12 protein-coding genes are annotated in these 23,219 nt (G+C 46.2%); 8 read left to right on the top strand and 4 right to left on the bottom strand.

All coding sequences use genetic code 11. The features are described from left to right. From L6475_RS04590 to L6475_RS04570, 5 genes are all read left to right on the top strand, one after another. Positions 1–1,575, top strand: a complete 1,575-nt coding sequence (locus tag L6475_RS04590) for a capsule assembly Wzi family protein (protein ID WP_237822945.1) — start codon at positions 1–3, stop codon at positions 1,573–1,575. Continuing rightward, positions 1,572–2,009, top strand: coding sequence for a lipocalin-like domain-containing protein (locus L6475_RS04585; RefSeq protein ID WP_237822942.1), 438 nt, complete (start codon positions 1,572–1,574; stop codon positions 2,007–2,009). The genes L6475_RS04590 and L6475_RS04585 overlap by 4 nt, the downstream gene beginning before the upstream one ends. 165 nt (positions 2,010–2,174) lie before the next feature. After that, positions 2,175–4,706 carry a TonB-dependent receptor gene (locus L6475_RS04580; protein WP_237822940.1) on the top strand — a complete coding sequence of 844 codons (2,532 nt, stop codon included), beginning with the start codon at positions 2,175–2,177 and terminating at the stop codon, positions 4,704–4,706. A gap of 15 nt (positions 4,707–4,721) precedes the next feature. Further along, the gene (locus tag L6475_RS04575; protein ID WP_237822938.1) at positions 4,722–5,585 is read left to right on the top strand and encodes a DUF5689 domain-containing protein; all 864 of its coding nucleotides are present in this window, start codon (positions 4,722–4,724) and stop codon (positions 5,583–5,585) included. Between the two features lie 121 nt (positions 5,586–5,706). After that, positions 5,707–7,497 carry a hypothetical protein gene (locus tag L6475_RS04570; RefSeq protein WP_237822936.1) on the top strand — a complete coding sequence of 597 codons (1,791 nt, stop codon included), beginning with the start codon at positions 5,707–5,709 and terminating at the stop codon, positions 7,495–7,497. 97 nt (positions 7,498–7,594) lie between these two features. On the opposite strand, the gene L6475_RS04565 is transcribed toward L6475_RS04570, so the two are convergent. The 3 genes from L6475_RS04565 to L6475_RS04555 all read right to left on the bottom strand — a co-directional run bounded on the left by L6475_RS04565 (position 7,595) and on the right by L6475_RS04555 (position 18,515). Beyond that, entirely contained in the window at positions 7,595–10,489 is a 2,895-nt protein-coding gene (locus L6475_RS04565; RefSeq protein ID WP_237822934.1) for a TonB-dependent receptor, read from the bottom strand. Between the two features lie 111 nt (positions 10,490–10,600). Continuing rightward, positions 10,601–14,926 carry a CotH kinase family protein gene (locus L6475_RS04560; RefSeq protein ID WP_237822931.1) on the bottom strand — a complete coding sequence of 1,442 codons (4,326 nt, stop codon included), beginning with the start codon at positions 14,924–14,926 and terminating at the stop codon, positions 10,601–10,603. A gap of 289 nt (positions 14,927–15,215) precedes the next feature. Further along, on the bottom strand, positions 15,216–18,515 hold the full coding sequence (locus L6475_RS04555) for a DEAD/DEAH box helicase family protein (RefSeq protein WP_237822929.1): 3,300 nt from the start codon (positions 18,513–18,515) through the stop codon (positions 15,216–15,218). Positions 18,516–18,596: 81 nt separating this feature from the next. Here L6475_RS04555 and L6475_RS04550 point away from each other — a divergent pair, with 81 nt between their 5' ends. Both L6475_RS04550 and L6475_RS04545 read left to right on the top strand, forming a co-directional pair. Then, entirely contained in the window at positions 18,597–18,845 is a 249-nt protein-coding gene (locus tag L6475_RS04550) for a hypothetical protein (RefSeq protein WP_237822927.1), read from the top strand. 5 nt (positions 18,846–18,850) lie between these two features. Continuing rightward, positions 18,851–19,123, top strand: coding sequence for a Txe/YoeB family addiction module toxin (locus L6475_RS04545; protein WP_237822924.1), 273 nt, complete (start codon positions 18,851–18,853; stop codon positions 19,121–19,123). An 8-nt stretch (positions 19,124–19,131) separates the two neighbouring features. Here L6475_RS04545 and L6475_RS04540 read toward each other — a convergent pair whose 3' ends face one another. Further along, on the bottom strand, positions 19,132–20,955 hold the full coding sequence (locus L6475_RS04540) for an Eco57I restriction-modification methylase domain-containing protein (protein WP_237822922.1): 1,824 nt from the start codon (positions 20,953–20,955) through the stop codon (positions 19,132–19,134). Positions 20,956–21,757: 802 nt separating this feature from the next. On the opposite strand from L6475_RS04540, the gene L6475_RS04535 reads away from it, so the two are divergent. Further along, entirely contained in the window at positions 21,758–23,062 is a 1,305-nt protein-coding gene (locus tag L6475_RS04535; RefSeq protein WP_237822920.1) for a DNA/RNA non-specific endonuclease, read from the top strand. Positions 23,063–23,219: the final 157 nt, after the last annotated feature.

Below are 23,219 nucleotides of genomic sequence, written 5' to 3'. Positions count from 1 at the left end.
ATGATATCTGTCAAACAACTACTTTATTCTATCCTTTTGTTCTATGCCCCCCACCCCATTATGGCTCAAACGGAGGTGAGAACAGAAGCGCAGCTCACCACCTCGTCGGGCGACCATGCCCCTCTTTGGCTGAACGCTAACAAATACGGTCTCAGTTCGCTCGACAAGACGAACGGATATCTAAGAGCTGGCGTTTTCCACCATCACGAGAACGACACGCTCAGCCGATGGGCCATTGGCTATGGTGCCGATGTGGCTGTAGCCAAGGGGTTTACAAGCACATTCGTAGTTCAGCAGGCGTACGCCGATGTGCGTTGGTTGAAAGGATTGCTCACGATTGGCAGCAAGGAGCAGCCCATAGAACTAAAAAGTCAGGAACTGAGCAGTGGTGCCATGTCGCTGGGAAAGAACGCGCGTCCTGTACCTGCTGTCCGAATTAGTCTGCCCGATTATTGGACCGTTCCCTACACACATGGTTGGTTAGGCATAAAGGGACACATATCCTATGGAATGCAGACTGACGACAAATGGCAGAAAGAGTTCACGGCCGAACCATACAAGCGTACTGAACATGCAAAGCTTCACACAAAAGCAGGATATCTTCACATTGGAAAGGCAGACAAGCCTATTAGCGTGGAACTGGGATTGGAAATGGCCTGCCAGTATGGAGGAACCACCTATACCCTCAACCCCTATTCCGAAACGCCTGATAACCCTGAATACATATCCATCAAGAACCAAGATGGTCTGAATGGCATGTTCAAAGCGTTAATACCCAGTGGCGGCGAGGTGAAAGAAGGCACCTACGAAAACGCATCGGGCAATCACTTAGGCAGTTACCTACTGCGTGTCAACATGAACTTTGACAAGTGGTACCTTGGACTCTATGCCGACCACTATTTTGACGACCACTCTCAGATGTTCTTCCTCGATTACGACGGATACGGCGAGGGTGAAGAGTTTAACGAATGGAAGCATAGCCGCTGGCTTGTCTATGACCTGAAAGACATCATGTTAGGTGCTGAACTTAAACTGAAGAACCAGTCGTGGCTGAATAATATTGTCGTTGAATACATTTACACTAAATACCAAAGCGGCCCTATCTATCACGACCGTACCTACTATCTGTCAGACCACATTGCCGGACGTGACAACTACTATAACAACTACATGCAAACCGGCTGGCAGCATTGGGGACAGGTGATGGGAAATCCCCTCTTCCGTTCACCCCTTTATAATGAAATCAACGAGCATTACGGAACTCATGAAATCATAGTAGCCAACAATAGGTTCTGGGCCTGGCATTTCGGTCTTAGCGGCGACCCTATTGAGCAGCTGCATTATCGTTTACTTGCCACATGGCAACGCGGATGGGGTACCTACGACATTCCTTTTATGGATCCTGAACGCAACATGAGTCTGCTGGCTGAAGCAGAATACAGATTTGGCAATCAATCCTCTCTCCGTGGTTGGGCCGTCAAAGGCGCTTTCGGTTTAGATCAAGGTGGCCTGTTAGGCAACAACACTGGCATACAGTTCACTATCAGTCATCGTTTTAATATCAAGAAGCCATGAACAACAAATATATCTATACCTTACTTGCAGTCATCTTTATGCTGACGGCCTGCGATTTCGAAGTCTCAGACAATGGTGACCTCGACGGTTACTGGCAACTGAAACAGCAAGACACGTTGGCAACCGGTGGAACAACCGACATGCGCAACTCCGGCTATTACTGGGCCATACAAGTAAACCTTTTGGAAATCAGGGATGTTCAAGCACACCAGCTTAATGTCCTATTCCGTTTTGAGCATAAAGACAGCAAGCTACGGCTTTACAATCCTATAGCCGACAACCGTAACATCTCTGACAGCCTCATCGTAAGTCCTGCCACGCTCGAGCCTTACGGTTTACAGGATATTGACGAGACATTTGACATTATAGAGCTCAATAGCGACAAGATGGTACTTGAAAACGCATGCTATCGTTACCACTTCCGCAAGTACTGAGCAGTCAGAAGGCCTATCATTTCTTTTCAGTAAACACTATCAAAATAATTGATTATTTGCTTGATAACACAATCAAAATAATTGAATATTTATTTGCTTGATAATCCTTTTTTATCTACCTTTGCAATAATATTATATCATTAACCGTAAATAAAATACAACACTATGATCAAAAAGCTGAAACTACTGGTGATGGCATTAAGCTTGTCGCCCGTTTTGATGGCTCAGGAAGTGGACTCACTTGCACGAGACATGCAAAGCGAACAGGCTTTCACCTTCACCGAGGCACAGTTGAGCGAAGACGATGACGTGACCCAAAATATCACGGTGATATCGTCGAACCGCAATGTCTATGCCAGCGAGGTGGGCTACCGATTCAGTCCGGCAAGGTTTAAATACCGCGCTTTTAACTCTAAGTACACAGACATGTACATCAACGGTAACCCAGTAAACGATGCTGAGCGTGGCGAATTCCGTTATTCGTTTGTTGGCGGTCTGAACAATCAGACGCGTGGCAGCGAGACAACCCTTCCCTTCGAGGACAACAACTTTATGATGGCAGGAATGGGAGGTGCGTCTAACTACAATTTCCGCCCATCAAGTTTTGCTACCGGTCAGCGTGCTTCCATAGCAGGCGCCAACAGAAACTATAACACACGTGCTATGTACACTTACAACACAGGTGTCACTGAGAAAGGATGGGCATTCACAGGCAGTCTCACCTATCGTTGGGGTAACGGCACCGGATTTGTAGAAGGAACAAGCTACAATTCTTTAAGCTATTTCTTAGGCATCGAGAAGATTCTCAACGACCGCCACTCTCTGTCACTCGTCACATGGGGTAATCCTACCGAACGCGGCACACAGACTGCTGCTACCGACGAGATGTACTGGATTGCCAACGACCGTCAGTACAACCCTGCCTGGGGTTATCAGGATGGCAAGAAGCGTAACTCACGTATTGTAAAGGATTTCGCTCCTGCAGCCTTATTCACATGGGATTTCACCATCGATGACAACACTAAGCTGACCACTACCCTTTTGGGCAAGTATTCGATGTACAGTTCCAGTCGATTGAACTACAACAACAGCACCAATCCGGCTCCTGACTATTATTCAAACATGCCCAGCTATTTCTTCGACGTATATGCACCCTATGATGGTGATCGCGACGATATGGCAATGGCCAATTGGCAGACAGCCTATGATTATCTGAGTGCTTCGAAAGCCAATCGTCAGATTGGCTGGGATCGTATGTATTTTGCCAACCGAATGGTGTCACTACAAGGCGGAGATGCTATGTACTATCTGCAGCGTTATCATGACGACCAGTTGGCACTCTCCCTTGCTTCACATCTGGAGAAATCGCTCTCTCAGCTCACAAAGTTCCATGCTGGTGTGCAACTCTCTACCAACAAAGGCATGCACTATCAGACGATGGACGACCTGCTGGGAGCCACCTCTTTCCATAATGCCAACACCTATGTTATCAAGAACTATGGTGAAGGCAGTACTGAAGCACAGTACGACCTGAACAATCCTAATCAAGAGATTGGCAAGGGCGACCGTTTCGGCTATGACTACAATATTCTTGTGAACAAAGCCCAAGCCTGGGCTGGCATCTCTTCAGACTTTGAGGTAACTCACCTGTTCCTCAATGGACGTATCGGTGGAACCACCATGCAGCGCGATGGTAAGATGCGCAATGGCTTGGCTCCCAACAACTCGTACGGAAAGAGTGGAACAGCCAAATTCGTTGACGGAGGCTTCAAGGCTGGTGCTCATGTCAACTTAGGTCAGGGAAATGCCATGCTGTTTGGTCTTGGCTATGAGGTGAAGACTCCGGCTCCAAACACAGCTTTTATTGCTGCCCAAGTGAACAACGACTTCGTAAAAGACTTGAAACAGGAGAAGATATTCTCAACCGAAATTGGCTATCGTTTGCAGAACTCATGGTTGCAGGCTAACCTGAATGCCTTCTATAGCCACCTGTATGATGTTACCGAGCAGTCCATGTACTATATGGATGACCGTCACTCCTTTACCTATGTATCTCTGAACGGTATTGAAAAAGAATACTATGGATTGGAATTAGGCTTGAATTTCAAGATGACTGAATGGCTGAATCTCAAAGCCTTGGGTACCATCAGCGATGCACAATACGTAAACAACGCCAACGTGACCTATATGCTTTCGGAAGATGGCAAGACCTATGACGATGTAGTGCTGAATAAAGGTATGCGCGAAGGATGTACACCACTCTCAGCAGCCAGTCTGGATCTGAGTATCCATACCAGCGGTTGGTTCATCGACCTCATCGGCAACTACTACGACCGTATCTACCTTTACTACACGCCTGTTACCCGTTATAAGAGCCACCAGAGTGTGACCTACGACAACGATGGCAATGAGGTGATGTACAACCTGCCTGATCAGGCAAAGGGAAAAGGCGGATTTATGCTCGATGCCTCTATCGGCAAGAGTTTCTTCCTACGTCATGGACGCCGCATCGGTTTCAATCTGATGCTCACCAATATCCTGAACAACACGAAGCTCGTGACAGGCGGACGCGAACAGAGCCGTACCGATGTGGATGAAAATGGTGAGAGTATCCGCACCTACTCATTCCAGAACAGCCCTTATAAGTTCTATGCCAATGGCATTAACGGCATGTTCATGATTAACTACTATTTCTAAACATCAGACACCGTTATGAAAGCATTTAAATATTTATCAATGGCCTTTGTTGCTATATGCATGACTGCTTGTCAGGGCGATTGGGACGATCCCAATGTGGTACCTTATGGCAACAACAGCATCAATGATGAGAACATCATCACCATTGCTCAACTGAAGGCAAAATATCCCGATATTTTTGCAGACAACGACAAGAACACGAAAATTGAGGAAGACATAAAGATCAAAGGCCGTGTGACAGGCAACGATATTGGCTCAAACCTCTACAAGCAGTTTGCCTTGCAGGATGAAACAGGAGCTATCATCGTAGCTGTGAACCAGAGTGGTATTCATGGTTATCTGGCCGAAGGGCAGGAAATCGTCATTGGCTTAAAGGACCTCTACATCGGTGGCTATCGCAAACAGCCCGAGATTGGTCAGCCTTATAATGGCAGTTCAATCGGCCGAATGAACAAAGACCTGTTCATGCAGCATTTCAAGTACACCGGCAATATTGACCCTAAAGCGATTGCCCCTATTGACTTCGATGTCAACATGGACAAGAACGAGAACTGCGGCAAGCTTGTCACCTTGAAGAATGTCTCTTTTGCTCCAGTAGCAGGTTTAGGCACTTTTGCCCCCGACACTCTCACTGACAAAACTGTCAAACTGTATGGTGGCTGCGTCAACAGAGGCCTCAACGAATACTCTATTGCCGACGTGGTTATCCATACCAGTACCTACGCCAAGTTTGCAGCAAAGAAACTTCCATTCGACCCAGAAACGGGTAAGGCTTTGAAATGCAACATCACTGGAATTGCCACCCGCTACGTGAGCGGTAGCAATGACACCTGGCAGATTCTCATCCGTAAGGAGAGCGATATTGAAATTCTTGAATAATATTCTACTTATCAGAACACTTTCTATAGGAAGTTATCAGAACATTTATTCTAAGAAGTTATCAGAACACTTTTTTAGGAAGTAAATAGTCAATAAGAAAAAAAACAAAAAATATAATAATATGAAGAACCTATTTAGCAAACTGATGCTTGTGGCGCTGATGGTCACTGCATTCACTGCCTGCGAAGATGTGCCCAGTCCTTACGATGTACCTGGCACAGGAAGCAATGTTCCAGGAGCAGTAGAAATTCCTGGTGGTGAAGGTGAAGGCACCTTTGCCGTTCCGTTCAATACGATCGCTGCCCTTAACTTCGGCAGCAAGCTTGCCATTGGCGAGACCTCTAAGAACTATATGTATATAAAAGGTGTCGTATCAAAGCTGGCTCCTGCCGAGAAAGACCGATTTGAGAACAACAGCTATGGCAATGGAACTTTCTATATCTCAACCGATGGCGGTCATGGCAATGAGTTTTATGTTTACCGTGTGAACTACCTTGGCAACAAAAAATTTGCTTCTGGCGATACGCCTGTTGCAGTAGGCGACAATGTGATTATCTGTGCAAAGATTACCAACTATAATGGTACTATTGAGACCAATCAGGGCGAAGGCTTTGTCTATGAGCTGAATGGTGTGAACCGCGGCGGTGAGATTCTTCCTTCCGATGACCCTGAAGGCGAACCTTCAGGCGATGGTACATTGGAGAATCCTTTCAATGCTGTAGCAGCTATTAAATATGCTGAGGAAGTTGGTGATGCTGAATCTCCCAAGAATGTTTACATCAAGGGTAAGGTAGCAAAGATCACTGAGCAGTACAGCACCAATTATGGTAATGCCACATTCAGCATTTCCGATGATGGCACATCAGCAACGACCACATTCACCATCTACCGTGCCCTTTATCTTGGCAACAAGAAATATACCAGTGGCGATTTACTGGCTGAAGGCGATGAGGTAATTGTATGCGGAAAGGTTACTAATTTCAAGGGCAACACCCCAGAAACTGTTACTGGCAAGGCATACCTCTATTCTTTGAATGGCGTAACAGGTGGCGATACGCCCCAGCCCGCTGAACCCAAGGGAACAGGTACTGCTGCAGATCCCTTCAATCCCATGGCAGCCATTAACTACACCTCTGCCCTTCCTGCCGATCAGGAGTCAGATAAGGATATCTATATCAAAGGAAAGGTGTCACAGATCAAGTTCAACTATGTAGCCGACCAATACGGCAATGCCACCTTCTATATTTCAGAAGACGGAACCACCAGCAATGAGTTCTACTGCTTCCGTACCCTTTATCTGAATAACGAGAAATATACTCAGGGCGACCTGTTGAAGGTTGGAGATGAAGTGGTTGTTTGCGGTAAGGTTGTCAACTACAAAGGCAATACCCCTGAGACCGTTCAGAACAAGTCCTACCTTGTTTCGCTGACTCCTGGTGCCGGCGGTGGTGACGATCCTACTCCTGGTCCTGGCACACAGACCAATGTTACCAAGGAAATTAGCGGTACTACGATGACCCTTACCTATAATGATGCAACTCCATCTTCTAATTCCATCACCGTCAACTTAGGCGAGCAGGGCTGGAGCAACGCTCAGGAAGTAACAGAGCTTACTCTTACGGATGGCACAAAGATTACCTTCTCCCAGGGTGACGGTAAGAATGCTCCTAAGTATTATGATGCCACAAAGGGTATGCGTCTCTATGCTAAGAACGTAATGGGTATTGAAGGTTTCAAGACTATTGCCAAGGTGGTGATTGAATGTGATAATTATCAGGGTGCCAACGTTGGTAATGATGAGCTCTATGCCAGTGTAACCGGTAAGACGATGACCATTGTCAATGAATGGTCAACAAATAGCGGTGGCTCACAGTTCCGTCCGAAGACAGTGACTATCACTTATGCTGAGTAATTGATAATACGATTACAGACACGAAGTAATCTATCAATAAAAAAAATACAGCTGCAACACAGAACGTTTTGTGTTGCAGCTGTATTTTTTCACTCTTCTACCATCCACGGCGATCACGGTTTCCCCATTTCTTGTCGTATCGTCCTTCTGTGTCAACTTTTCCGCCAAACATATTCAGGCGATAACGCACATGGAGCATCGCATAGCTATTTACACTGTTGTATTGAGTATCGCTACGCCCTGTGGCACTCACCCAACGCTCATAGTTGCTCTGCTGCCCAAGCAGATCATAGAAATTCAAAGCAACTATTAGCGTTTTGCTTTTCAGGAACGCCTTCGACACCTGACCATTCCAAATCAACTCATTTGTATTCATAGAGGGATCGTTATAGCCTCGGCGACTATTTTCGTGAAGGTTCGAGCTCAACTCTACCCCATAAGGCAGGCGCAACAACACCTGACCACCATAGCTGAACTGCCATGTATCAAGATTTGCAGTGGGCTGAAGCTCGTTTCTTGTATGCTGATAGTTCACATTACCGTCAATCATCAGTTCCAGCCAGTCGTTACGATAGCTACCATTCAGACGTTCACTGAGGTTGGTGCTGCGTGTAGTATTCTTCTTTGAATCAGATTCCTGCTGCGCAACGTAACTCATATAGTGATTATAACGCACTCTGCTGTCGGCACCTATATTCCAATGGGCTGCGGAGTCCAGTGCAGTATTGAACGTAAAGCCACCATCGGCATTCCAGTTGCCATTGATATTCTCTGGTCGCGAAACACTACCACCGGTCTCGGCATCATAAGTCACCTTGTTAGAAATAGAATTGCGAATATGGCGATAGTTTCCATAGAGCACAACACTACGCTTATGCTTTACGATATAATGATTATAATACACATTCAGCGAGTTTGTGAACTGCGGTTTCAATCCAGGATTTCCTTCGGTAATATAAAGTGGATTGGAGTCGTCTCTAATATCGAGCAATTGCGTCATATCAGGCTGACGGGTATCTCCACGATAGTGCACCCAAATATTCTCCTGGTCGCTGAACTTAAAATGGAAGTCAATAGTAGGTGTCAGGTTCACCACCGTACGCACCGTGTCAACATAGCGCCCCCGATAGTCCTGAATAAAGTTAGACTGCTGCGGCTGTATCAGGACACCCAGATTATAGTCCAGATTCTCTTGCCAATGACGAAGCGTCAGACGGATATTGTGGGTATAGTTCTTATACTCTGAGTAGCGACTTAGCGAACGGTTGAGGAAAGAATCTATTGGCAGTCCTAAACCAGCGAATTGAGAATCATCACCTATCCAGCTGTCAAAGTCGCGATACCGTGGAACTATCCCTGAAAACGCATTCTGTTGCAGCTTACTGAAATCAAATGTCTGGCGATGACTCTTATTCTGATTATACCTCAGTTCATAGCTGGCCTGCAGATGACCACCTTTCCACACCGGTTCACTATAGGATGCACTCACCACATAGCCCCAGTTGTCGGAAGGAGTAGTATTGTAGCGTGAGGTAAAATAGACAGAGTCCTGCCCGTCGTATGTTTTCTTTTTATACAGATAGACATCGTTGTTAGACACACTCTTCTGTTTACCGTCACCTACACTACCTTCCACACGCAAGGTGATATTCCTGCCTTTGGGATTCAAACGTCGGTATAGCTGCAACATACCCCACCCGTTTTTATTCTCGCCATAGTTCATACCGTTCTGCTCATTCCTATTCACCATGTATGGTGCCAATAATGCCGATGCGGCTAAAGGATCGGCAGCATACAGATAGGGATCGTCTGTAAATGTGGCGGCTAATTGTGTATTCGTTCCATCATTTGAGTTCATACTTCCGTTAGCACGCAGCAACACATTGGTCAGTGTATCGGGTTTCCATTCCACTCGCAGATTACCATTCCAGCTATTACTCCTTGTGTAATTTACCGAACGACTATTCGAGAAAGTACGATAGTCGGCACTATAGAAATTCTCGCTTGCATTCTGATTCCAGTTATCACCGTCACGATGATTCCAACGAATACTGAAATCACTCTTCAGTTTCTTTCCATCGTCATAATTGAAGTTCGTACCAACCATCTTATTGGCATTCAGTCCGCGACGGTTCCACCAGCCTGCATTCTCCTCCTTGTTGTTGGCATTTCCCATTATCACCAATCGAGTCTTGTCAGTAAAGCTGCTCCCCATGATGCGTGAAGCATAACGGTCGGAAGTACCTTTCGCCAAGTCCATATTGGTCATATATCCACGGTTCATTCCACGCTTAATGGTAAAGTCCAGCACCGTTTCCTTATTGCCGTCCTCTATGCCTGTGATACGTGCCTGGTCACTCTGCTGATCATAGAACTTCACATTCTGAATAATCGAGATGGGCAGGTTCTTCAAGGCTGTCTCCGTATCGCCCAGCATAAATTCCTTTCCGTCGAGGAGAATCTTTTTCACAGCCTTTCCGTTGATGGTGATATTACCCTCTTCATCCACATCAGCCCCCGGCATACGCTTTATCAGTTCTTCTACTGCCGAACCTTCGGGTGCCCGGTAGGCCTCGGGATTATATACAAGAGTATCCTTACGCACCACCACCTGTGCAGCACGCCCAGTCACCACGGCCTCTTTCAGTACCACCGATTCAGGATTCATCATCAGTCGGCCCAACTGTTGGTCTTGGTTGCGGCGAATCGTCACCTCACGCTCAATGGTTTGAAAACCTATGGATGAAACACGAAGCTTATAGATACCATTGGATGGTGCCTGTACCGAGAAGTTGCCACGCACATCGGTCACTGTTCCGCCCACAAAGGTACTGTCCTTTGCCCAGAACAACTGCACCGTGGCTTGCACCAATGGCTCCTTCTCGTCAGCATCAACCAGTTGTCCGCTGATGTTCAGGCTGCCACGGTTTTCTTGGGCTATTGCATTAAATAATGAGAATGATAATAATAGAAAAAAGAGTAATCGCCTCATGAAAATAATTCTGTGTTGATTTTGAACCTGCAAAATTACACATTAATATATATATTCACGAAGCGACTACCCTTAATATAATCTAAATAGCTGTTACAACTTATTAAACGGTTATTTCATAAACTTACATCCCACTCTGTTGCCTTGCTCGTCGGAAACACGAGCCACGTAGAAGCCTGCGGGCAGATGGGCCACGCTGACAACGGCACTGCCGTGACGGAGTGTCTGTGAGAGTTGCTCTACCAGTCGCCCGTCGGTGGTGTAGATATCCACAACGACCTGCTTTCCGTCTTCACTCTTCACATAAAGTTGCTGGGCACCATAGCGAACGCGGAAGGTTCCGGCTGCAGCAATCTCTGAAGCTATGCCACCTGACACATTGCCATTCTCGTCAAACTCTGTAGCATAGGTGCTCATCACATTTGCCGAAGCGATGGTGGGCACATCAAAGGTATAGACGGTCTGTCCTCCGTCAGGATATCTTCCGACAGTACTGTTTCCGTCATGAGCGCCGTATTTCAGCTGGTCGGTCCAACTACGGTCTGCTGCTGTCAGTGCCAAATAGCCGCCATCGCCGTCAATCTTGAAGGTGGCATGCAAGGCCTGATCGGTTGTTTCCAACTTGTCACACCACACCAGCAGATAGCCATGAGCCGGAATCACCGTATTAGCCTGGGTGTTTCCTTTGGTTATCTTACACTTGGTGGGCTGATCAAGATTGTCTGTGAGGTACATCCCTTCCACATCAATATCTTGATCGGTAGTGTTGTACAGTTCCACCCAGTCGTTCTTCTTGGCATATTCATTGATGAAGATGCTGTTAGAACCGCTTACCTCATTGATGCGAACGGGTGTCACCTTCTCTTCTGCCAGTTCCTGCTGAGTCATGGGGCGATAGGTGGCCACCAGTGTTGCCCCGCCTTGCGGCAGACTGATGGTTGGCTCTGTAGAGTAGTAGTTCTGTCCGGAAGCTGAATTTGTAAGCATACGCAGACTGGCTTCCCACAGTATGTCTGAAGAGCGCAGCGACTCGTTGTGCACCTCTACGGCTATCACATTCTTGCCCTTGCGGAACAAATCGGCCGAAAGCAGCATTGAGCCCTCGTCGGGATTGTTGTGAGCATAGTGATTGGCAAAAGTGTAGTAGTTGATGTTTCCCTCAGGCATGTTATATCTTCCTGCTTCCACACCGTTCACATAGACCACAAAGCCGTCGTCGGCCAGATAGTCGAGCCAGAATTCAGTGCCCGCAGCCGGTTTGTCAGAAAGGTTTATTGAGGTACGGAAATAGAAAGTATATTTCTGAGTGAAATAGTCCACCGAGGTATTAATCAGCACGTTAGGGTTGTTATAGCCCAGCGGGGCAAGGCCTTTCCCCCATCCGCTTTCACTATAGTTGACAGAGGTCCAGCTCTTGTCGTCGAGCGATCCCTGGTCGTAGTAGCTCCACTGGCTGGCTCTTTCTTTTATCACCTGTCCGTTGGTGGTTGAAGTGGCCCATCCCTGGAACACATAGCCTGCGGGAGCTACGGCCGTGAGTTTGGCCGGATGGAAGAGATAGCCGACGAACTGACCGGTAGGCACTTTGGTTCCATTCACCAGTATCTGCGCATCTTTCACATTGCTTGAGAGAACGGTATAATAAGCGTCAGAGGCCGAGAGGTCCATCGGGGCATAGTTTACCACATCTGAGAGAATAGACGACCTGCGACTACTCAGATTGTCCATCAGCTGGTTGGCTGTTTTCCAGGGCGACTCCCAGCGCTGTATCTGCATGGCGGGTTCAACGAAACTGGCCATCTCGTTGATAATCTCCCCCGCCCTGTTCTCCTCATATACGCTGCCGCCCATCATGCAGTAGGCATCCACAAACTGTCTGCGGAAGGTGGTGTTGTTCAGCATGTTCTTGAACAGCGTCACAAAGCGGATATAGTCTGACCTACGCCCCAATGAGGTGGGATACAGTTGGTCGAAGGTGTACCACTCTTTCCACATGAACTGATTGATGGCATCGTTGACACTGAACACACCGTCAAGGTCGAAAACCGTAAAGCGGAACTTTCCTCCATCCTTATAGCGGAATCCCTTCACATTGTTCTGCGGCCAGTCCCAGTTTCTCAGATAGAACTGCAACGCCATATAGTTGGCATAGGCATCCACATCGAGCAGTCGGCGAATCTCTTCATAGGTTTCATCGTTGGCGGCATCTTCCGATAGTTCCACCAGTTCGTTAAAGCTGTCGGCAGTACCGCATTTCTGCACGTAGCCTGAGTCGGGATCCATTTCAAACAGGTCTATCTCGTCGTCATCCCATCCATAGTTGGCATACACATAGTCCTTGTTGTTGGCCTCACGCATGTTGAGCACACCCATATACTTACCATTTACAAACTCGTGTATAGGCCGATAGCTCTGCATGTCGAGATTGATGCCCGTTGATAGCGCAATCATCTGAAGAGCAGGATCACGGAAACGACAGGTATTGTCATTGCCACCATTGCGTATCTGCAGTGTCCTGTTCCTGATATAGGGTTTTTGCTGGAAGAAAGGATACAGCAGATTCTTCGACCCGCCGAACTCCTTGTTTCCTTTCAATTTAAAGGCCTTAGGAGTCCATTTTCTGCTCCATCCGCCACACATCTCAAGGTTCACGTCCTGATTGAACACCATCTCACCATTCTCCATATACGAGAAATTCACAGGTCGCTGCCAGTCCATAAAGGTGTTCCAAGGATTGGGATCGCCGTGTCCGGGAATACCGTTGGTGCCTTGAACCATCACTCCCATCTCGTCACTGTAGAAATGGGCACTGTCGCCTATCACCGATACCACTGGCAACGGATAGTCATAATCGTTCAGGATATAGGAACGGGTGGTCACCGTTGAAGGCAGTTTCCCGTCGGCAAAAAGGCGCAGTCGGAGACTGGTGGTAGATGAAATCTGAAAGATTCCGTCTGCTGAGGTATAGCCATTAGTGAGCGTGGGCAGCGATCCGTCGAGTGTATAGCGGAGCGTCGCACCGGCAGGAATGGTGGCCGTAGCCGTGAATACTCCAGTGAACAGCCTCGAGGGCTGGTCTATCTGCGGTGCGTCCAATTGCACAGACGCATAGGTCGTCTGATCATTGGGTGTGCCCAAGGTGGGCTGTCCCGTAAATCCCCAAGTGTTTCCCCCGTCGGTAGTGCGAGCATAGCTCACACGCTCTATTCCTGCCGGATAGGTCATACTGGTCAGCAGTTCGCCCTTTGAGTTGGTCACATAGAGAGTTCCTCCATCTACATCCAGTTTGAACGGTGCATTCTGTGCATAGATATTATTGCTGTCGAACCACACCACCTTACGTCCCTTCATTGGAATGATGCCCACCTTGGCCGGCATGCGCCATTTCTTCAGATTCTCGCCATCGTCACTCAGGTACAGGCCAGCCAGCGAAACACTCTTTGTGGTGGGATTGTAGAACTCCACCCATCCGTCAAAGTTGTAGGCAGGGCTTACAAACTCATCCACATTCGATACCATTATTTCATTGATAACCAGCGTATTACTACTCACCTGACTGTCGTTCACTTTAACCTCAACAGTTTTATAGATTCCCGACCCGTCGTTGGTTGCAGCCTTCACGCTGGCAGTTCCCACTCCTACGGCCGTTATCAGTCCGTTGGCATCCACCGTCGCCACACTCTCATTGCCCGATGTCCACGTCAGTCGCTTTATCAGTGCATTGGCTGGCAGAACCTCAGCAGTACACTGAATGGTCTCGCCCACCAACAGTTCGGTTTTGCCTACTGTCAGCGAAAGAGAGCTCACCTTTACCGGAGTACCGAAATATTCCAATTGGAAATTATCAAAGATACACCAGTTGGAGTTGATCCATGTGGCATTTTTCATTCCTATGGTCAGGGGATTGCCGTCCGATTCAAATTCAAGGGAATTCCAGTAGGCACCATTACCGAAGGCCACCGATGCCGAGTACATATTGTCCGGGAAATAATAATGCGGGTCCATCCATCCGTTTGGAGAATAACTCCAGCAACCACTCACCTGCTCGCCAAAGTCATAACTGAAGATATTGGCTATTGCGGTTTCCTTGTTTCCTGCATACAGCACGGTGGTCACTTCGGCCGTGTTGCCGGCATAGTCTGCATAAGCCTGCTCCCTGCTACCTGTCCTATAGAAAGCTTGCACAGAAAGGCGATATTTTCCTACAGGAAGACCGTCAATCTGCTGTTTGAAGTCGAACGTTCCGTTCCAGAACTCCATACAGTCATAATCCGCTTTCTGCGAACTGGCATCACTGGTCCATGTCCACCCTGTCGTACTATTATTGTCAAATCCTGCATTCTGCAGAAATTCGTCAGTAATATCCACCCATTGGGCATTTGCCGCACCAACAAACAGGCATTGGAGGCACCCCAAAACTATGCGTCGTAAATTCATATTTATTCTTCTGAGAAACGGTTTGGTTAGGTAAGTGTTAGTAATTATTAGTAATAATCTCGCTGCAAAGGTAATAAAAAATTGTTTGGAACACACTCTTTTACAAAAAAAATATCAAATTTGCGGTGAGATAAACACCTATCCCCCCTTTTCATTGTGGCCCATTGCTGTTGTGCTCTGTTTAAAGAACACATGCCCAACCGAACTTGCGCACAAGTTCCTGAAGCAATTGTCTGTCTCTGACAGGAATGGTAACACTGACTTTTTCTAGTCGAAGTCACCCTCACAATCACGTTCCGAATTCCTTCTCTATGAGTTCCTTTATCCGCCCTTCTTTGGCATAGGGGACGGTATCGACCTGTCGAAAATTACTTTTTTCTTGCTCAAACGATGGATCAAAGCCGAGAATATAGCGAGTTGCAATAAGAAAAATTATACGTGTTGGTGCAAAACCATAAACCTGATGCTTTAATATATGCTGAATACGCTCATGATCATCTGGAATTTGGCGTTGCATTACTTCATTATTATATAATCTGCGTACAATCTCCGTAATATACAGTCCAGACTTCATATATAAGTCAGCAAAAGTCTTCTGAGGTTCTTCGAAGATATGTGGATTCTCCTGTTCTAATAAGTCAACCATCTTTTTTACTACCCATTTGGGCGTATAAATCTGATTTGTCTTCTGTGGTGGAATGTAATCGAAGATATCCTCTTTCTGCGACTCATCGAAATAGTTAGCAAGTTCCTGTCTTTTCTTACGGAACTCCGCAATTGCATCGTCAAACACCACTTCATCGAACAGATGCCCGTTGAAATGTTTCGTTATTCCATTCTCATCATAATCACCGCCATCGCGCAGGAAGCGGAATTCGTCAAGGGTAATACTGGTTACCTCTTTGAACACATCGTCCTCAATGTCCTTGTCAAAGTTGTTGAGTGTCAGGTCTCCCTCATCATAAGCCATGATGAAACTGGGAATGGTACGGGCAAAGCCACGCAAATGTGCTCGGACTTCATCCTCCACACTGGCTTTCTTCCGTTCCTCCTTGTCCTTCTCAATACGTTCTATGACTTCTTTGGGTTTGTTGTTGATGATGTCATTGGTGGTCTCTTTGATGGCATCGTTCACAACTTTCATGACCTGTTCCATTTCTTGACGCAAGGTCTTGTCAGCAGCCTCCAACTCTTGTTCAGTGGTTGCCAGTCTGCGAGCCTCTTCATGCTTAACTTCTGCTATCTTACGTTGCTGTTCAAAATCACCCTTTATCTTCTCTATCTTAATTTCCAGTTCTTTCTGTGAATCTCTGACTATACGCTTCGTCTGGGCTTGCGAAAGTTCGTATTCTTCTGATGCAGGCCTGATGATGCTCTGTTCAACGGCAGTCTTCAGGCTATTGCTAACCTGATCAATGGCCGTCAGCACTTGGTCGGCACTTTCAGCCGCCACTGGTATCTCAGCTTCTATATCTTCGAAGGTTTGATAGAGCTTGTCGCCAAAAATCTGTTGTTCCTGGCCAATGATGACCTCTGTCGGGATAGCAACTTCACCATTATCGTCAACACTCACATCACATGCTTCGTCAAGGTCTGTATTTGTGTTATGTCCCCGCTCTTCATGTGCTTTATCCAACTTCTTCAGAATCTCACCCACTATTAACGGGGCGCTGAAGATATTGGCAATGTTCCTAAATAGCAGATTACTCATAAAGCCACGCTTTACCACCTCTTCACATTTTATTTTCCTCGGGATGCTTAGCACCTGACGTTCATCAATCTGCATCATTCTTCCCTCATCGTCTTCAGCTATGACGGGGAAGAAGTTTAGCAGCTGTTTGATGTTCTGCTGTCGTTCCTCTGTTGTGCCATTGCCTCCGGCTGTACCCTTCTTGAGATTATTGGCAAACTCGTCGTAAAGCATCAGCGTTCTTGCTGGGTCGAAGTCGAATACATAGGCATTGTCCTTTCTCACGATTTTTCCTTCGTCTGAGTATTCGTATGGGTTCTGCGCTCTGAAAGCAGCCTGCATATATAGCTGGGCACTCTGCATATTGCATAGCATCAGCACGCCGCTCCACTCAGGAATGGTAACACCTGTGGTCAGTTGGGTTACACTCAGCGTGATAGTCTTTTCGTGGGTCCTAATGGCTTCTTTCACCCGGTTGTAGGCTCTTACGGTCTCTGTGTTATCATCTATCGAACCGTCGCCTGCTGCAATCACCACTTCGTAGTCCGCAAAAGGAGAGTCGTTTTCCTTAAGCAGGCGAGCCATCGCTTTGGCACTGGCAACGCGGTTAAACAACCAGAAGGTATGAGCCATCTCTTTTTTAAGTTCTTCCGTTGAAAAAGGAAATTTTTCTTGTGTAGTCAACGCACGGAGAAATTTGCGCACGTCTGCCTCATGCTCAAACGTGCCGTCTTCTTTGGTTCTGAAAAATTCGTTCAAGTCGAAAGCATAGTCAATTGTCCCTTCCTCATCCAAGTTCATACCTTGCTTCACCTGTTCGCGCACGATGTCGCTCATACGATAGGTGAAAAGGTTCAGTCGAGGCATGTTTTCATACGGATTATGGTTATCGCTTACCCAATTTTCCTTGGCCTCCTGCTCATCGGCATAACTCCAGTTGAATATCTGGTGGTCGCTAAACTCTCCCGATGCGATGGCCTTGAAGGGCGTGCCGCTGAGATATAGTGTAAACTTGCGCTGGATACTGTTGAAGGCACGATCAGTACGCATGGTGTCCACTCCCTCATGGCTCTCGTCCACAATCAACATGTCCCATTTCAATTCCTTGACCCATTTCAGTTTGTCATAGTTGCCACCGAAATAGACGGAGCCTTTCAGACCTTGAAGACTTTCAAAACTTATCTGACCTGCGAAGTTCTCATCGCGTTTGGGGAGCCACTTTAATAACATATCTCTGGTCATCACACCTTGCCGACCTTGTAACGATTCGTTGTCACTCACAAAGCGGTAGCCAGACTGTCCGGCCAAGTATTTCTCATAGTCATCGCACCATGAGTTGGCTATTGACGGGCGATTAGTAACTATTAGAACGTTCTTAGCCTTCATCTGCTTTATTAATTCGTATGCAGTGAGGGTCTTGCCAAAGCGCGGCTTAGCATTCCACAAGAACTTGCCTTCGCCATTATTGGACTCCAGATAACCAAGTGTTTTCTCTACGGCCTGCTGCTGTTCATCACGCAATTTATAGCTGTAGTGCAGCCCCTTTTGTTGATAATCACGGCTTACAAACTCCTCGAAACACCGTCTCAGTTCCTGACCATCTATACGGAACCATTCGGTATGGTCGTTGCGCTCAATACCTTTGTATTCCGTCAGGTAGTCGTGGAAGTCATGGTCGCGGAAATAGGTGCAGTCATCACGATACATGGCGATGTCCTTCCATTCCAGTTTAAACTTGACGTCAGCAGTATGCGTCTGCTGCTTGATGCGCTTGTGCACACCCTGCTCCGTGTCACCGATTTTCAGCCACCCATTATGGCGTGCTATTTCAGGCGTGCTGTAGGCATACATCATCCTGACGAAGCTATTGAAGCTATGAATCCTCGTTGCGTCCATCATATAATGATAAGTTTTTTTTCATTTTTGTTTGTGGTTTCGGGGAATTTACCTAATTTTGCAGCAAACAATTATAATATTGGTATGACTGCAATACAAATGAATGCCGAGATTCTCCGCAACATGAGCATTATTGCCGAAGACGAGAATCTGCTGAAGCGAACCGCTAAATATCTGCGCAAACTTGTTGCAGAGAAGCAGGCTGACCCGACGCTTGTTTCCCGTGATGAGTTTTTTGAAAGCCTTAAGCGTGGAGAAGAGGAATATAAGCAGGGAAAAACACATCGTATAAACTCTGCAGAAGAATTGCACAGTTTCCTTAACAGCCTCTGACCTCCATGTATAAGCTTGAATACACCGATGAGGCAAAGTTGGAAATGCAGCAACTGAAGCGCCATGAGCCAAAAGCATTTCAAAAGATGACAAAAATGCTTCTTGAACTTATGGAGCATCCCCAAACGGGAACCGGCCACCCAGAGCCTCTGAAGGGTGAGCCGCAAGGACGTTGGAGCAGGCACATCACTAAGAAGCACCGCTTGGTGTACCGAATCTTCGACGATGCCATATTGGTGCTGGTACTTAGGGCCTACGGGCATTACGATGACAAATAGTTCCCCCATCATACCATTTCCTTTACTTTTGTCCTTATAAAGTTTCGCTCCTGCTCGTCCAAGCCGTATTTGTCGAACAGTTGCTCGTCTATCTCCGCAATACTCTTGCTCCAGTCGATGTCGGAAGAAGGGGTGAAGTCTTGGAGAGGGACATACTTCCACTTTTGAGGTGTTATATCTTGAGTCGTTTTCAGTACATTTAAAAGTGTCCTTGCAAATTTGGAGCAAACATAATGTTTGCAATTCTCAGCCTGAGCCCTATCCTCAAAATTGCCTATACTTATAAACGTCTCCGTGTTGCCAACTGCTTTATCGCCTATTACAGGAACAGTTATTGCTTCGCCAAAGATGCCAGTGCCACTGGCTTTGGGAAGAAATATCTTGTAACTATCTAAGTTAGATACATGCTTTATATAGTCTCTCCTTACATACATTATTGCTCTTTCATTTTCTGTTCTACCATATATACCTATATAATCTTTACCATCAGCTGGCTTACTTGAATAGAATACTTGTGGTAATCTCTCGAAAATATTGGTTGACACATCATATGCATGCCCTTTACTTAACTGAGACTCTGCTTCAGGATGTTCTTTATGCATTACATCGGTGAATCTGTATGCTGTGCGCGTAACCACAATTGAAGACATGCTACTAAAACCATCCTTGCTTTTAACTTTATGGATGATAGTGTTTAACTCAGGATATTTGGTAAAAATTTCAATTGCACCAAACTCGACTTTTGCATTATGATATGTGCATACAACACCTGCCTTTATGTCTTGATTGGGGAATACATTTTTACCATTTTCTTCATACCATAATGTTTTTAAATGTGTATCATTAAGCATTTTCATATTCCATGTATGTGGTGTAGCACCTGCATCAAAAAGGAATCTTGCAGGATGAATAAGCTCAACGATATAAGAAAGCTTATATGCCTCGTCTATGAAATAATGATAAACGGGTGGTTGCATTGATTCCTGTTCACCCACGGTTTCCTCCTGATACGGAGGATTCCCAATTATTACATCGAACTTCATAATATCTTGGTTTTTAGTTTGTTTTCTTTTAATATCGATTACTTTTATGGTTTTTCCCGTCTGCCAGTCCTTAATAATGCACAGAGAAGCAGGCGCTTCTGAGGGCGTTTCATCAAAAAGAGAAAGTTGAGTCTGCGGTGCCTCTTCCTTTTTCTCCCGCGGTATGCAATAAGTCAGTCCGTCCATCTGCCAAATGTTCCAGGAAATAATTTCAGCAAACTCCTGCAATAGCGTGTTCTCAGGTGCGGAACCGAAACGTGCCTCGTAATAGTCAACAAAGGTGCAGAACAAATTTTCACGAGCCAACAGCAGACTATCACCCTGCCACTCGTATCCGTAGGTTGTTCGGAAGGCCTGTCGAACCTGTGTAAGCCATTCGTCATTGCTAAGTTGCTGCTCGTTCACCATTCGAAGCTTGTTATCGAGTAAGCCAACGCGCTCATTAATGTCAATCGGTTCGCCCGTAGTAGCATCGTAGCGGGAAACAAGGAAGGGGGCTTCGCCGCAAGTAAGCTCCAGAGAGAGTGTATTGACTTCAATGCTGACATAGTCCACCATCATCTTTACTACCCAAGACGGCGTAAACACCTCAGCCATATCTTTGACCCTGTCCGACTGTTCCTCTTTCGACTTCAGAACACGTGGACGGATGATGGTTCCATGCTCTCCCGTAATCAACTCGCGTCGTATTTCGTCGGAATATTGATAGCCATCTCCTTTCGATTCATAATCGTGGGTACACCAAAGAATATTCCTTCCCGTTGTATGGTCGCGAAGTATTTGAGCCAAAATCTCTGGCGAGAAATCGTTTTCAAGTATATCTACCGCTTTTTCAGGCATCAGTCAGCAGTCAATGGTCTGACAAACACCCAAAGTCAGATTGGTTAAATTTTCAATTGGGTACTACATAATAAAAGTGTGGGTGCTTAACATCTGCTTGTTCCATCCATCGAGGCCTTCCACAGCCTTAGTAATAAGAACAAACAGAGTAAACACCCACGTTGAAGTATATAGACACCGTAAAGTGTGCTTGTGAGGACATGATTAGCCCTCGCAGCACACTACGGAGAGTATATACTACACCCCGTGGAGTTACCCTTGCATTTGTCTTGGATTACTAATTCGATTTGTGGAAGTTTCGATGGATCCAAAAACAAAGCGTCAGTAACGCCTTCTAATATGTAGTGCCCCACCCTATTACTCCGCACACCTCAATGTGCATCACAGCATATATGGGCAGATAGCATTTGCAAAGGTAGTGCAAACCAATTGAAAAACCAAAAGAAACAGGTCTTTTTTGAATCTTATTGAACAACAGTTCTTATTATTTGGGAGGTTAAAATGAAGCGCGCTGAAATAAATTATAGCTATAATTGCTGGAATTATAGCTAAAATTCAAAAAATTATAGCTATAATTTGTTCCAGCCATTCAACTATTAAAGTATAGAATTTATTCTATTTCTTGCCAACACTTATCATCTTATGAATCAATATGATAATAACAAAAAATGTAAAATATAAATTATGAATGATGAATGACGAATATTTCAGAAAAAATATCTATCTTTGCAAAAACAAAAAGATATCCGTTATGAAAAAGATTCTACTAACACTCACTCTTATTGCATCTTTAGTAGTTCAGGCCCAGACTGCCTTGCAAATCAACCTCTCCAATGGCGAGAAGTATCTGTTCAAGACCAGTGAGATCAGCAGCATCGACTTTTTGCATCATAACAAAGGGAGCAAGGATGCACCCTTTACTGTGACCGAGCTTCTGGATGCGTGCGCCAGTTTGGGGGCCGACGCCTATCTGGCCGAGGGGGCTGAAGTATATACACAAGGTGTAGTAAGCAAGATAAAAGAAGCCAGTTCTCAGTATGGTAATATCACTTACTACATCTCCGACACGGCCATGGGCAGCAAACAGATGTATGTATATCGCGGCAAACTGCTCAATGGCGCCAGAGCCACTTCTGTATCCGACCTGCATATCGGCGACACGGTGGTGGTTTGCGGAAAGGTGGTCAACTATAAGGGAAGTACGCTTGAATACGAAACTGGCAATTATCTCACCATACGCAAGGCCTTCAACCCCATCCTTCCGCCTGCCGAGCTTCAGGCTGCGTTATCACGCTTGGAGTTTCCTCAGAGCAAAGAGAATGGCAACTCCCGAATTATCATACACAAAGCACAGCTGAACGATGTGTCTATGGAAACGGGCATCAACTACGCCGTGGAATGGGACACGTCAAAGAAGGCGCAGCGATGGAGCTGCTACCAGCTGTACGAGAGTGTGCTGCAGTCCAACACCAGCCGCTCGGGCAGCACCTATCCCAACGACTTTTTCTTGCCGGACAACCTGCAGTTCGCTGCCGATCCTTACAAAGGCAACGGCTACGACCATGGGCATATTTGCCCTTCGGCCGACCGACTGAGCGCTGAGGAGTGCAATGCACAGACGTTTTTCCTCACCAACATGCAGCCGCAAACGCACTCGTTCAACGCCGGTATATGGTCGAGAATGGAGGATCAGGTGCGCACCTGGGCAGAAGCGTTCGACACGCTCTACGTGTGCAAGGGCGGAACCATAGACAGTGAGGATATGATCATCAGCTATATCTCCAACGACGAGGAGACCATCCCGGTGCCCAAATACTTCTTTATGGCCCTGCTGGGGAAAAGCGGCAACAGTTATTCGGCTTTAGGCTTCTGGGTGGAGCATGCAAGCATAGGTACAAAGACGCCCTTGACGGACTTTGTGGTCAACATCAGTCAACTGGAACAGCTCACCAGCATCAATTTCTTCCACAATCTGCCGGATAATGTTGAACAGAGCGTTGAGACCCAAACAGTTGAGCAAGTGAAAGAGCAATGGTTCAGGGCACAAACCCGATAAAAAGGGGAAAAAGAATCAAGAGCCTATCTTTATTCAATTTTTCGGATAAATATTTGGGGGTTCACAAAAAAAATTGTACCTTTGCAGCCCAAAAGCATGAAGTTGATAAGAATCATTCATAGCAAAACATTTGTATAATTCAATATTTTAAACAGAA

Origin of the sequence: Prevotella sp. E9-3, from assembly GCF_022024015.1 — a bacterium.
Classification (GTDB): domain Bacteria; phylum Bacteroidota; class Bacteroidia; order Bacteroidales; family Bacteroidaceae; genus Prevotella.
This window is presented reverse-complemented; position numbering and strand designations above follow the sequence as displayed.